This is a genomic window from Paenibacillus wynnii, assembly GCF_000757885.1.
GTDB lineage: Bacteria > Bacillota > Bacilli > Paenibacillales > Paenibacillaceae > Paenibacillus_AQ > Paenibacillus_AQ wynnii.
Window position 1 is genome coordinate 440,291 of record NZ_JQCR01000002.1, and the last position, 13,808, is coordinate 454,098.

At 48.1% G+C, this 13,808-nt stretch carries 11 protein-coding genes; 9 read left to right on the forward strand and 2 right to left on the reverse strand.

Going from position 1 to position 13,808, the window contains the following annotated elements; genetic code table 11:
* The first annotated feature begins 185 nt into the window (after nt 1-185).
* The 6 genes from PWYN_RS04770 (at nt 186) to PWYN_RS04790 (ending at nt 6,801) form a co-directional block, all read left to right on the forward strand.
* On the forward strand, nt 186-1,754 hold the full coding sequence (locus PWYN_RS04770; protein WP_036649041.1) for an extracellular solute-binding protein: 1,569 nt from the start codon (nt 186-188) through the stop codon (nt 1,752-1,754).
* Nucleotides 1,755-2,187: 433 nt separating this feature from the next.
* Nucleotides 2,188-2,991, forward strand: a complete 804-nt coding sequence (locus PWYN_RS04775; protein ID WP_036649042.1) for a hypothetical protein — start codon at nt 2,188-2,190, stop codon at nt 2,989-2,991.
* A gap of 2 nt (nt 2,992-2,993) precedes the next feature.
* Complete coding sequence (locus PWYN_RS04780) at nt 2,994-4,889, forward strand: FAD-dependent oxidoreductase (protein ID WP_036649044.1); 1,896 nt, start codon at nt 2,994-2,996, stop codon at nt 4,887-4,889.
* 80 nt (nt 4,890-4,969) lie between these two features.
* Nucleotides 4,970-5,404 carry an AraC family ligand binding domain-containing protein gene (locus tag PWYN_RS29885; protein ID WP_240479684.1) on the forward strand — a complete coding sequence of 145 codons (435 nt, stop codon included), beginning with the start codon at nt 4,970-4,972 and terminating at the stop codon, nt 5,402-5,404.
* 108 nt (nt 5,405-5,512) lie between these two features.
* Nucleotides 5,513-5,803 carry a helix-turn-helix domain-containing protein gene (locus PWYN_RS29890; RefSeq protein ID WP_240479685.1) on the forward strand — a complete coding sequence of 97 codons (291 nt, stop codon included), beginning with the start codon at nt 5,513-5,515 and terminating at the stop codon, nt 5,801-5,803.
* A gap of 38 nt (nt 5,804-5,841) precedes the next feature.
* Entirely contained in the window at nt 5,842-6,801 is a 960-nt protein-coding gene (locus tag PWYN_RS04790; protein WP_036649046.1) for a D-2-hydroxyacid dehydrogenase, read from the forward strand.
* A gap of 102 nt (nt 6,802-6,903) precedes the next feature.
* Here the strand turns inward: PWYN_RS04790 and PWYN_RS04795 are convergent, their stop codons facing one another.
* Together PWYN_RS04795 and PWYN_RS04800 are read right to left on the reverse strand one after the other, a co-directional pair.
* A complete protein-coding gene (locus tag PWYN_RS04795; protein WP_036649047.1) occupies nt 6,904-7,395 on the reverse strand; it encodes a pyridoxamine 5'-phosphate oxidase family protein in 492 nt (163 codons plus the stop codon).
* A gap of 107 nt (nt 7,396-7,502) precedes the next feature.
* The gene (locus tag PWYN_RS04800) at nt 7,503-9,038 is read right to left on the reverse strand and encodes a sensor domain-containing diguanylate cyclase (RefSeq protein ID WP_036649049.1); all 1,536 of its coding nucleotides are present in this window, start codon (nt 9,036-9,038) and stop codon (nt 7,503-7,505) included.
* 330 nt (nt 9,039-9,368) lie between these two features.
* Between PWYN_RS04800 and PWYN_RS04805 the strand changes: the two genes are divergently transcribed.
* From PWYN_RS04805 to PWYN_RS04815, 3 genes are all read left to right on the forward strand, one after another.
* The gene (locus PWYN_RS04805; RefSeq protein WP_036649052.1) at nt 9,369-11,171 is read left to right on the forward strand and encodes a sensor histidine kinase; all 1,803 of its coding nucleotides are present in this window, start codon (nt 9,369-9,371) and stop codon (nt 11,169-11,171) included.
* Nucleotides 11,168-12,340, forward strand: a complete 1,173-nt coding sequence (locus tag PWYN_RS04810; protein ID WP_036649053.1) for a response regulator transcription factor — start codon at nt 11,168-11,170, stop codon at nt 12,338-12,340. Before PWYN_RS04805 ends, PWYN_RS04810 begins: the two co-directional genes overlap by 4 nt.
* 169 nt (nt 12,341-12,509) lie before the next feature.
* Nucleotides 12,510-13,793 (forward strand): ABC transporter substrate-binding protein, encoded by a 1,284-nt coding sequence (locus PWYN_RS04815; RefSeq protein WP_036649055.1) that lies wholly within the window; start codon nt 12,510-12,512, stop codon nt 13,791-13,793.
* Nucleotides 13,794-13,808 lie beyond the last annotated feature (15 nt).

The window sequence follows — 13,808 nt, forward strand, 5'->3', positions numbered from 1 at the left end:
TCATTTCCCCTCAAAAGTTTCTGTATACGTTTACAATTATTAAATTCTAATTCCACTTATTTTCCAGTTACCCTTGCTTGTATTAGCGACAATCGGTCTCTTTGAAATGTTGATTGATCTACTAAATTTGGCTATTCCCTTAACATTGGGTAGCATAGATATAACACACATTGGAGGGTTAAAGAATGAAGAACAGAAAAGCGATTTTCCATATTATTACACTGTCTCTTGCCTTCTCAATGCTGCTTTCAGCTTGCGGGAACAGCAACAATGGCAGCAAGACTGAAGGCAACAACCCAGCTCCAGAGGGAAATACAACGAAAGAAACTAATGCAGGCACCAATGCAACGGATGTATCGAAGCTGGAAGCTAGAGAAATATCCATCTACTTCGAAGGGCCTCCTGCACAAAAAGACACTCAGCTTGTCGAGGAAGCAATAAATAAGATAACAAAGGCTAAGATTAATGCAACAGTTAAGATCCATCACTTGGGATGGGCTGAATTCCCGCAGAAGATGAACCTTATGATGGCATCGGGCGAACCTTTCGACCTGATGTTTACTGCAGGATGGGATAACTTTACCGGTAATGTAGCCAAAGGGGCCTTCATTCAGCTGGATGATCCGAATAACAACCTGCTGGAATCATACGGAAAAGGAATTCTTGAAACTATGGATCCTGTTTTACTAAATGGCGGTAAGCTTGGCGGTAAAACCTATGCCATACCTACGCAAAAGGAAATAGCATCCCAGTGGGGCATGCTTCTTCAAAAAGAACTTGTTGATAAATATAAAATTGATCTAACTTCCATCAAGAAGTTAGAAGATCTCGAACCTTATCTACTTCAGGTAAAAAAGGATTATCCAAATATCATACCAATTATTGCTACAAAAAACTGGTTATACAATTTACCGTATGAAATCGTTGGTTCACAAGAAAGTCCAGGTCGCCTGCCCACCGATGGCAGCACTAAAATAGTCAATATTTTTGAGACAGAAGAAGCCAAGTCTCAATACATGCTTATGGAAAAATGGTTTAAGCTCGGTTTGTTCCAGAAAGACCCTGCAACCAATACGGATCTGGGAGCGCAATCCAAAACAGGCCTGGTATTTGCTCAACAAGCTCAATTGAAACCAGGAGGAGATGCGGAATACAGCATTGGAATGGCGAAACCATTCGTTCAATCGGCACAAACAGAGCCCCGTACATCACCTGGCGACTTGAATAACTCTATGCTCGCGATTTCGAAGACATCCAAAGATCCGGAACGTGCAATGATGTTTCTGAACTTGCTGCATACTGATAAAGAGATTGTGAATTTGATTGACTATGGCATTGAAGGTAAGCACTATGTCAAGGTTCCCGGTAAAGAAACGGTTATCAAATATCCAGACGGTGTTGAAGCATCACAGAACGGATATGCCCCGGCTAATGCTTGGCAAATCGGGAACCAGTTCCTCACCAACACCTTCGAGCAAGAGGATCCTCAGAAGTGGGAAAAATTCAAAGACTTTAACCATTCAAGTACGCCTTCTGTATTGGTTGGCTTCGTCTACAACGCTGAGCCTGTTAAGAATGAGGAAGCGGCAATTGCTGCCATTTGGAAGAAGTATGTCGATGCTTTAGGTGCTGGTATTGTTGATTCTACCGACTACCTGGATAAAATGAATAAAGAACTTAAAAAAGCCGGCATGGATAAAGTGCTGCAAGAAAAACAACGTCAAATCGATGAATTCCTGGCTACCAAAAAATAAGCGTCTAATAACACCATTTATAGCCAACTCAATCCATTCATTTAGAAGTTTAACCAAAAACAACCCGAGCGCGGCAACCAGCCGTTCCGGGTTGTTTTTTAAATATATGTAGACTTTACGAATGCAATACGATACCCCCGAGCGTCTCCGGTTGATCCCCAACTCCTTCGCCATCTCCCGCTGCGTCCTCTCTTCCCCGCCTAGTTTCCAGGCCAAATCGTCCAACCACAACTTCATTACCATTTTCGATAAACCCATTGAGCCGTTATAAACTGCTCTCCGTTGATTGGAGAATCCTCCATGTTTCAGAAGACTTTGTCCATTTACCGATTGAATTGTAAGCGTATAATAATGGGTATAAGCGAGTGTAATTAATACAGAAGTAGCGAAAAATAAGCGTTTATTGGATATTCGAAGCGGGAGGGAATAGGATATGAGTCAAAGAGAATATGTACCGAGTCTGATTATAGGGGCCTCCATGTTGGGGCTGGGCCTCGCTTTAGGTAGGGACGGTAATGCGGTGGTTCTAGAGGGTGGCAACGCGGTAGGCAGCGAGTTTATTCGCAGCTTCAAACTAAGCGAAGCCGCGTATTCGCCGGTAACAGCTATAGGCAAGAAGGTGCAGGAGGACTGTGTCAGCCGTAACGTCGTCGATGCGGAAGGCAGACTGCATCTGGCCGGCTTCATGCCCTTTATGATCAAGCAGCTTACAGATGCTAAGCTTGATGTAAGAATGCAGACCGCCGTAGTGGATGTGAAGCAACAAGACGGTAAATTCGAAGTAACCTATTACGACGCCTCCGGTCTGCGGACTCTTATAGCGGACGAATTGATCGATACGACCCCTCTATGCGTGACTAAGCCCGGGGTTGGCCATCTAAAGTACAAGAACCTGAACATGATGCTGCAAGGACTATCAAGGCAGGAAGCTGCAGCCGGACTGGAGGGTTTCTCAATCCGGTTAGGCAGGTTCGAGGCGGAGACCGTTCTCCAGTTTCCTATAGAGCCCGGTGACGGATGGGTCGAAGCAAGAAACAAACTGTTCCAATTCTGGCTGAACCGCCCGGCGGCATTGCAGTCCTGTGCCTTCGTCACCCATGCGGATGACTTCGAAATGGGTTATAACTCGGAGCAAGTATCGATCCAGCCCGGCTGGGAGTGGCGGCCTTCCGCTTATTACAATCATCCGCTCGAAGCTTTGGAGCATGGATACCGTTTGGGAAAAGGAGGCTACTAATCATGTATATTCGAGAAAAAAAAGCTGGCGTCAGAGTGTCCTCCCCTGCTTCGGCAGCGTTCGGAGATCACTATGATGTAATCGTCATCGGTCTGGGAACTGCAGGCTCCATGGCTGCAATTACTGCTGCAAGAAGAGGATTGAAGGTTCTGGGCATCGAACGCCTCAACAGTATGGGCGGGACAGGGACCATCGGTGGTGTAGTGGGTTATTATTATGGGAACCGCGGGGGAATTTTCGAAGAGATAGACAGTCAGGTTATTTCCTATCAGAAGCAAGAAGACTTCGTTCGGTTCCAAGGTGTACACGGCGAAATCAAGAACTGGGTCCTGGACAGCAATGCCGTCCAGGCAGGTGTGGAAATCCGCTATGAATCATTCGTAATCGGGGTCTATCTGGACGGTACCTCCGTTAAGGGCGTCCGTTGGGTATCCCCGGAAGGGATTCACGATACCTCGGCTAAGGTTGTTATCGATTGTACCGGCAATGCGGAGGTTGCAGAACTGGCCGGGGTCGCTTTTGACATGGGCAGGGAATTGGACGGCAAGTGCCAACCCTTCTCCAATGTGCTGATGAAATCCTACCCGAACGGATCAGTAGGGAACTTCTATACGGATTCCGGTTATATCGATATTGACGACCCGGATAGTGTGAACCAGGCGATCTTCGAATCGAACCTACTGGGAACGCATTTACAGGAGTGTTACAACGAAGAATCGGTTGTTCTCAAGGTCTGTCCCCTGCTTGGACTCCGCGAGACCCGTCGGATCGTAGGTGAGGATCAGGTTACCTTTGGGGATGTGCTTGCGGACCACTTGACGCGGGAGCCTATCTTTTTCGGCTTCTCCAACCTGGATAACCATGGCAAGGATATGGCCTTCGAAAGCGATAACCAACAGGACTGGCTGGTTGCCGCAAGCCTGTTCGGGCCCAATATGAATGTTCCGATCCCCAAGGGCACCTTGATTCCCAAAGGGTACGACGGCATACTGGTTGCCGGACGCTGTCTCTCCGTGGATCATGATATTGCCTCCGCCATCAGACAGAAGCGTGATATGCAAAAAAGCGGTGAGGCTGCCGCTAGCATGGCTTACTTATCCATCCATCAGAATGTACAACTTAAGAAGGTTCCGTATGGCTTGCTTCGGGCCATGCTTGAGGAAAGCAAGTGCCTGCGCGCTGTAGAGCGTACGGAAATTCGCGAGATTACGCCACAGGAGGACCATGAACAGGCTCCAATTCCGGCCACCAAGTGGCTGACGGATACTCAAGCCATTCGGGAGGCGCTCAACACCGACAAACCAGGTATTGCCATATGGTCGGCCAAGAGACTCGGGGAACCTATCGCCTATGCCTTGGAGGAATGGATGAACCAGCAGGAACACCCCCTGCTCCGGAAGAACAGCGCGCTGGCGCTTGGGCTGATGGGCCGGACCAAGTGCGTACCTGTACTTCGGGAGATCGTGTATGCACGGGATTTGTACCTTCCGCGCACGAGCAGGAAGTACAACCAGCCGCACCTATTCGCCGCCATTTATTTGCTGGGACGATTGAAGGATACGGAGATTATGCCCGAGCTGCTCCGGTTCATCCGGGAAGACACCTTCATGGAGACCTTGGAGACGGACAGCAGCAATGATGAGTTTATCTACGACCGTAAGGAGCTGTACTTCCAGTTCTTTTCCTTCTCCATGATGGCTGCATTCCGGATCGCGGAAGCTCATCCTGAATGGAGACAGCAGTTGGCGGAGGTTATGGGCAGCAGGCTGGCTGATCCGGGGCTCGAGCTGATCATTACGCTGAAGACCCATATCCGTGAGGCCAACGGTTTCCTGAAGAAAAAGATGAATGCACGTGTGGAATCCATATATAATCGGCTTATAAGCAACTGGAGCTGATGATAGCCGGAATGGCGCTTATTAGGGTATGCGTAAGCGCCATTCTTGTTTCAGTTCCTTGCAGCGGGGGAGGGTCCGAGTTGGATCAGGATTTCATGAACCGATTGATACCCCGGATTCACGATATTGTGTTCCGGGACGAGCAGCATTGGCGTGATAACGCCTATCAGGTTGAAATTCCCACCACCCGGATGTGCAATCTGGGTCTAGCAGTGGGAGGAACAGGTAAGCTAGCAGTGAACGGTGAGGAGTATGAACTTCGCCGCGGTTGCTTCTATCATATCTCGCCCCCACGTAGCAGGATGAGGTTTATATCCGACAGGGATAATCCCTTATTGTATATCGCTGTTCATTTCGACTACAGGCTGGTCCATTGGGAAGGAACGGAGCTTGCTTCCAAGGAGGCTGACACCGCCATCCCCCTGCCCCATGTTCTTCAGTTGGAGGCCGAAGCAGATGCCGAGGAGCAATTCCGTAAGCTGTACTCCTTGTGGAACGGGAAGCAGCCCGGATAAGAATGGCGCTCCCGGAACTTGCTACTGGAGCTGCTGGACGGGATCGAGAGCAGGCATGCGACTCAGTCTTTAGCCGTGCGGAGAGCCGAGGAGGCGGTCCGAAGAGCGATGGAACATGTGCATACGCAGTACAGGCAGCCTGCCGACAGATATGAGATGGCGAGGATCTGCTCGATGTCCGTCAGTTATTTTTCGCTGCTGTTCAAGAAAATCACGGGTTACAGCTATGTCAATTACGTGCAGAAGACCCGGGTGGACCACGCCAAGGCGCTTCTGCGGAACGGATTCGCCCCCATTTCAGAGATTGCTGATAAGGTGGGTTATTCGGATCCGCTGTACTTCTCCAAGCTGTTCTCGCGAGAGGTTGGAATGTCTCCGAGAGAGTACAGACGGGGATAGCGGCTGTTGGGTAGAATCTCATACGAGGAGGATGTAAAATGACAACCATAGTGGTTTTAGACGGATATACCTTGAATCCAGGGGATTTAAACTGGGAGAACTTCAAGGAGCTTGGAGATGTGAAGATTTATGACAGGACGCTCCCGGAGGAGATCATTGCACGGGCAGAGCAAGCAGATATAGTATTGACCAACAAAACGGTGCTGTCTGCCGAGACCATAAACAAGCTGCCAAATTTGAAATATATCGGGGTGCTGGCCACAGGCTATAATGTAGTGGATACGGAGGCTGCCCGGGAGCGGGATATACCGGTAACGAACATCCCCACTTACGGCACGCAATCCGTTGCCCAGTTCGTATTTGCCTTGCTGCTAGAGCTCTGCCATCGGGTGCAGCGGCACGGCGATTCGGTTCATGAGGGTGAGTGGAGCCAATGTCCCGACTTCTGCTATACGAAGTCGCCACTGGTGGAGCTGGACGGCAAGACCATGGGAATTATCGGGGCTGGCAGAATCGGATTGCAGACCGCCCATATTGCCAGAGCCTTCGGCATGCGAGTCTTGGCCGTGGACGATGGCGGGAAATCAGGCATCTCGGACGGGGTCGAATGGACAGACCTGACGACTCTGCTGAAGGAATCCGATGTGATAAGCCTGCATTGCCCTCTTCTGGAGGACACTAGGCGGATCATCCGGGCGGAGCGCCTTGCGCTGATGAAGCCTAACTGCTTCTTAATCAATACGTCCCGAGGCCCGCTGATCGACGAGGCAGACCTGGCGGAAGCCCTGCATAAGGGGACGATTGGAGGCGCTGCTCTAGACGTACTGGCAGTTGAGCCGCCGACGGCGGATAACCCGCTGCTCCATGCGCCGAACTGCATAATCACGCCACACATTGCATGGGCTACCAAGGAAGCCCGTTCCCGCCTGATGGATATTGCTTACGACAACGTGCGCGGGTTCTTATCAGGGACCTCCGTGAATGTGGTAAACCGCTAATTGCACAACAAACCCCCACTCTATTTATAGGTGGGGGTTTGTTTTGTTGAACATTCTCGCTATCCCTGATTCCGATATCTGTAAGGGCTGGTATCGCCCGCTCTATTTTAATACGATGGTCTGATTAAGACTAGACTGCTCTGTATTCTGCTTGGTTAGGCGTTTAAAGAAAAAAGTCGCCTTCTCCGTCAGGTTGCCGCTTTTCCAATATTCGGCCGCTTCGGCTTGTACCTGAATCAGGATCACATTAGGGTCATCATAGCTGGTCTGAAGAATCGTATCGTACCCTGCACTCCACAATTCTTTTTTCTTGCCCAAATCCTCTACGAACTTGGCCGTTCCTCGGATGGAAACATAGGATTTATCAGCGTATACGATGTTAACCCTCGGATCATGAAGGAGTTCCTCGAACTTGCTGGTATCCTTCTTGGTTAGGAACCATAAATCTCCGTTGAACTCAATTTCCTGTGTCTTCATGGGGCGGGATACCAATCCTTCGGCCGAAACCGTCGTGAACATCGCTGTATCGATGCCCTTGATCAGCTCTTTAACCGTCTCGACAGCTTCCTTGTGACTGTTGTTCAAATCGGACATGCTTATCGCCTCTTTCTTCCGGGATATGGGATAGGTTGTCCAAATGCATACCAATTATTAATCATAAGTCGCAAAGAAGCAGGAGAAATCTCACCAATATGTATGGGTTATTCTAATGATTTACGACTCTTTTTGTCACGGTACATGGCATGGTCCGTGGCCCGGACCAGTCCTTCGGCTGTATCTCCATCATTGGGATACAGCCCGATACCTATACTGGTTCTCACTTCAATCTCATAGTGGGAATAGGTCATCGGCGTTCTCAGGGTCTCACGAATTCGCGCGGCACGCTCCTCCGCTTCGCCCAATTGAGCTACACCGGGCAATAACAGAACGAATTCATCGCCTCCCAAGCGGTATGCGCTTTCATCGATAACGGCCATTTCCCCGATCTTCTTCGCCATGTGCTGCAGAGCACTGTCTCCTGCCTGATGGCCATATGTATCATTGATATTTTTGAAGTCATCCAAATCCAACGATAATAATGCAAATTGCTGCTTCTTGTCCATTAAGGCCTCCAGATCCCTCTGGAATGATACCCGGTTGAGCAGCCCGGTCAATCCGTCATGATAGGCCAGATAGGAGATTCTCTCCTCCGATTGTTTGGCAACAGTAATATCGCGAATAATAAGAAACTGCATGAGGTCATATTCAACATCCAGGTTGTCGGAATTCAGGGCTAGGACCATGCTGTCGCCGTTGAGGCGTTTACACCGGATTTCCATAAAACTCGGCTTATTCCCGTTATGCGCCATTTGGACCAGATAGTCGGAGATCCTTTCCTTATCCTCCGGATGAAACATAGAGGCTAAGGGTTGACCCCTGACTTCCCCATTCTTTGCACCCAGCAGATTTAAGGCGGCTGTGTTAGCTTCCGTTACGATTCCTTTTTTATTCAAAAGCAAGATAGCATCGGGTATAAGCTGGAATAATTTGAGAAACCGCTCTTCATAGGTGGGGAATGAGGAGTACTTCAGAATCGAAATTCGAATGGATAACGCCAAAAACAGGATACCGAACGGACTGATTGATCGAATGTATTCGTAAAACTTAGCCTCTAGTATACCGACCGTAATAAACCATGCTATTGATAATAATAGGCCTTTCAGCCAAACGCGGACCTTTTTAAATTCCGTTTCATTTTTACTCCTAAACCACGCTAGCATGATGATTTCAACTGTGTAATAGGCCAAGTTCAAAACGACAAAGATGGAGAAGCCTAAGCCTGTTTGCTGGGAACCCGTTTGACCGAATACGGATAATTCTTGGTACATCCAACCATTCAGGGGAATGGTTAGCATGAATAGGCCCATAGGCACATAGCTAACGGCCATCAAGAGTGTCTTCGAATATCTTTCAAATTTATTGGTGATAAGAAACACTTGATGCATTCCGATCATCATACTAAGACATAGGATCGGGTATTCAATATATAAGACGACTCCCTTGAACAGAGCGGCATCCGGATTCGACGTGTTCTTCCATAGTTCGATGCTGAACCAGACGGACGTCAACAGAAGCATGGCCGAACTTAGCCGGTGCAATAGGTTCAACCGATTCTTAAAATGGATTTCCAAAGCCATATAAAGTAAGAAAAAGGCCGGCACTCCATAGAGGATTGTTAAAATTAATAGTGTGAGCATGTTGAGACCCCCGCCCGCTCTGAATAAAAGTATCCTTCATGAAACCACCGATACATCGGTAATTCAAGTGGTTAAACCTATAATTCGACAAAAAACTACTTATACCTGCCAAAACTGAAATCACAATCACCACTCCCCCCTGACTGTTACCTGAGGTATCAGACATCTCCTTATGGGATACTCTTCTCAAAAGCGTACAACCTTTGATACAATGACCCTACTAACCTTGTAGAGGATGTTCTATTTTACCGTACCGGAGGGTTGCGAGGAATAGGGACATCCTTTCTCTATGCGTGGACAAGATACGAAAGAATGGCAGGTGAAGGAATAATGAGAATACGCAATTTTCGTTGGAAAGACCAGAAAATTCAAGTCAGGTTTTTCATCACCTATCTGTTACTCGCCATCCTCCCCCTGATCATCCTTGCTTCTTCCGTGTACCTTACCCTTCAGAGAGACAGCGAGAGAAAAGCTCAGGAGGACTTTCTCGTAGTTACCAAACAAATCGATCAGAGCGTTGAGAAATACCTGCGGCTGATCGATCGAATGACCATAATTCCTTTTGGCGAAACGGCCTTATATCAGATTCTGAGCAAAACTCCACAGAACGATGCCGGTTCCCTTACGCTTCAGAATGAAAAAGAACTGCATAACTACTTCATGGGTCTACAAAGTCTCCAAGAAGGAATTCGGGCTATCTATATGATGTCGAAAGAGGACAATGTATACGGTTACTCAGCAGGCCGAGCGGTATATCCCGTTAATAAGGTAAAAAAAGAAGCCTGGTATCAACAGGTGATCGAACGGGAAGGCGGTTTGGTCAATTCCGGACTCCGGGATGAGAGTCAATTTTTCAGTCCAGTCATCTCCGATCAGGTCATCACCTTTGCCCGCTATGTAACGAGTGTAATCACAGGAGAGAAAATCGGTGTGTTTGCCATCGATGTGGACCCATCCGTCTTCACATATACGATTGAAAAGGTTAATAAGGGAAACGTAGTGATTATGGACCAGTATCAGAATATCCTGTATTCTCAGCAGCCTCCCGGTTCAGAGAAGGAGCTGATGCTGGCGGAAGGCAAAGCAGCCAGTGATGAATCAGTATTTTTCCAATGGAAAAAAGATGGTAAACGCTGGATAGGTGTCAACCATGTTTCTTCCTATACAGGCTGGAGCACCACCTACTACATCACATCGGATGAATTGTTCAGCGATCTGAATCGTATTTTCCGATTTACCATCTATGTCATTCTCGCCCTTCTTCTGTTGTCCATCGTTCTTGCCGGCGTTGTTTCCCGCAGTGTTGCCCAGCCCATTAAACTGCTGTCAAGGCACATGAATTTGCTTCGAAGCGGTAACTTCAACATTTCCCTTCCCTTTCAAGGAAAGGATGAAATTGGATTCCTCACCCATTCGTTTAATTCGATGGTTTACGAGCTGAAGAATCTGCTGGAACGGATTTCTGAAGAGGAAAAACTGAAGCGTAAAGCCGAAACAGACGCTCTACTGGCTCAAATGAATCCCCATTTTATGTACAATACGCTCAGTGCAATCCGGATGATGGCCATGATGCAGAATGCTCAGGAGATCTCGCATGCTTTGGAGACATTCATGCAGCTGATGCGTTATTCTACTCAAAGCTACAAGAATAAAGTGAAAATGAAGGAAGAAATCCAGTTTGTTGATAATTACGTATCGCTGCTGGAAATGCGTTATATGAGACCTATTCCCGTCAAATACAACATAGCGCCCGAACATGAAGATTACGAGCTATTGCCTTTCCTTATCCAGCCGATTATGGAGAATGCAGTGTTCCATGGCATGAATCAGGGAGACTCTACGTTCTCCATTGAGATCCGCACCGCCTACGATGAGTTCTCGGGGCAGTTTCAGATTACCATCCAGGATACCGGAGCCGGGATATCTCCGGAACGGCTCCCTACACTGCTTACCCGTGCGAACCCTGTATTGCAAGGAACCCAAGGATTGGGAACAGCGCTCATCAATGTGAACAACCGGCTGAAGCTGGAGTACGGTGAAGCGTACGGCTTCTCGATCACAAGCAGCATGGGGGAAGGTACAATTGTCAATCTATGTTTCCCGGGAAACAAAGGAGGAAATGATGGGATATGAGGAATCTTATGGTCGTTGAAGATGAAACCCTGATTCGCATGGGCTTAAAGGTCATGTTTGACTGGGAGAGTCTCGGCATTCACTGGGCTGCGGAAGCTGGCAACGGGAAAGAAGCGTTGGAAATGATGGAGCGTGAAGCTATCGATATCGTCTTTACAGATATTAGGATGCCCGTGATGGACGGACTTGAGCTAATGAAGGCCTGCAAAGACAAGTATCCGGATGTTAAGTTTGTCATCCTAAGCAGCTATACGGATTATGAATATACCCGGGAAGCGGTCCGGCTAGGGGCCTTTGACTATATTGTCAAAACGTCCATCAACAAGCAGGAGCTGGAGACTCTGCTCACCCGTCTGCTTCAATCCCTGCCGGAGCGGCAGCAATCCCAGCTTGCTCCAGTTTCGCGGCTGGAGCTGAAATCGTATTGCCTCGAAAACATGCTGATGCATGAGGGTGTTAAACCGTCATCCGTAGACAAGCAAATTTTCCAGATCCCCTTCTGGAATGGAAATACCCACGTGTTCATCGCCTCACTCAAAGGGAAGGAGCTGGATGATAACGGATGGATTCGCTCTCTGCATGTCATTATCTCCGAGCATATTCGGCAGATGGGTCGCAGTGATACAGCCTTGTATAAGAACGGGGCAGTCCTCCTCTTCATGTGCTCTCTCACCTATTCGGACGAGGAGATTCGAAGGGTTCAAGAGGAACTGGAATGGAAAATTACTCGTTTCTTGGACACACAACCCGATATCATCAAGCTGGGCGGAAAGTATGAATGGTCCAAAATCCGCCGGCAAATCAATGAGCATCTCGTTCACTTCGGTAACGATGGCATTCCTGCCTCTACAACACTTATTAAGGCACAAGAATATATAAGACAGAACTATCACTTAAGCATAGGCTTGGAGCAGGCTGCCGAAGCTGCAAAGGTAACTCCCAATTATTTAAGTCGGCTGTTTAAGCAGGAGACCGGGCAATCCTTTATCCGCTATATCGGCAATCTCAAGCTGGAGAAGGCCAAGCAGCTCCTTCTGGAGGGGACTGCCGTTTCCAAGGTTGGAGAAGAGATCGGATACCCGAATCCCAGGTACTTCTCCAAGTGGTTCAAAATATTAACCGGCATGACTCCAATCGAATTCAAAACTTCCAATAAGCAGGATCGATGAGATGAAGTGCCCTCTTCTTTTTTGTGGGTTAAAAAAGTGAAGTTTAGCATTACAAGGTGGAGATATGTGACCTTGCACTTATATTGATCGGTTGTTGAAAGTGCTTACATTTTGTAATCTGAAAGCGTAAACAAAAAACTACAGAACGTATAGGGGGGAAAGAAAAACAATGAAAAATCGAAAATGGCTGAACGGGGCATTTGCATTAACACTGTCTCTCAGTCTCTTGGCCGGCTGCGGAAGCAACTCAAGTAGCAACACCGGTGCGGAGAGCTCTTCCCAACCAAGCGGGGCTGACAAAAAGGTGACCCTTCGCTGGATGGCATTCAACCCTGAGAACAAGCAGCTCCTGGACAAGTTCAATAAGGAAAACCCTAATATTACCATTCAATACGAACAGGTCGAATCTGCCAACTTCAACACGACGGCTCTTTCCAGACTGGCTGCCAAAGCGGATCTTGATATTGTAACTTTGCGTGCCAACCAGAATGAATTCGGTGTTGCCGCCAAGACGAATGCCTTGATGGACATCGGCGGCTCCGCCTTCCTCGATAACCTGAATTCCGTATCCATTGAGAATGGACAATACAATGGCAAGCAGCTGGGTTATACCTTCGGGCAGTATGCTATCGGGGCATTTTACAACAAAGACCTGTTCAAGGCTAATGGGATCACCACCCTACCCACCAACTATGAAGAATTCCTTGCTGTCTGTGAGAAGTTGAAAGCGGGAGGAGTTGCTCCTCTGGTTGCCTCCCTGAAGGACGGCTGGACACTTCTTTATTACTTTAATCCACAAGGAAGCATGCTAGAAGCAAACAAACCCGGCACCTTCGACAAACTCAGCAAAGGAGAAGCGAAATGGGCTGATGCAGGCTACTCCGAATTGTTCAGCATCCCTCTCGAGCTTGCCAAGAAGGGCTATCTATTGGAAGGAACCGGCGGGGCTGGTTATGATCAAGGCGTTCAAGCCTTCCAAAGCAAGCAGGCAGCCATGTGGTTGATGGGCAGTTGGGCTCTGGATAAATTCCCAAACGATTTCAAGGATTTTGAGGTAGGTGTATTCCCTATCCCCTTCAACAAAAAGGGCGAGGAATTGAAGGTTCCGATTGTCAGTGATAACGTACTAAGCGGCATTGAGTGGACCAAACATCCTAATGAAGTGAAGAAATTCCTGGAATTTATGGCCCAGCCGGAAAACGCCAAAATCGTATCTATGGAGCAAAAGATCTTCAGTACGGTGAAAGACGGAACGGTTGACTTCCATCCAATGGCGCCATTGTGGAATCCTCTGTTTAAGTTAGGGGTACCTGATATGGTCACGAAGCTTACACCGGGGGTTTACAACGAGCTCTCATCACAGCTTCAAATGCTGCTTCTCGGCGAAGGCCAACCGAGTGATTCCGCTCAGGCTCTTCAGAAGGCGCAGGACACAGATAATAAGACTAAATAAACCGACAGTAAAGAG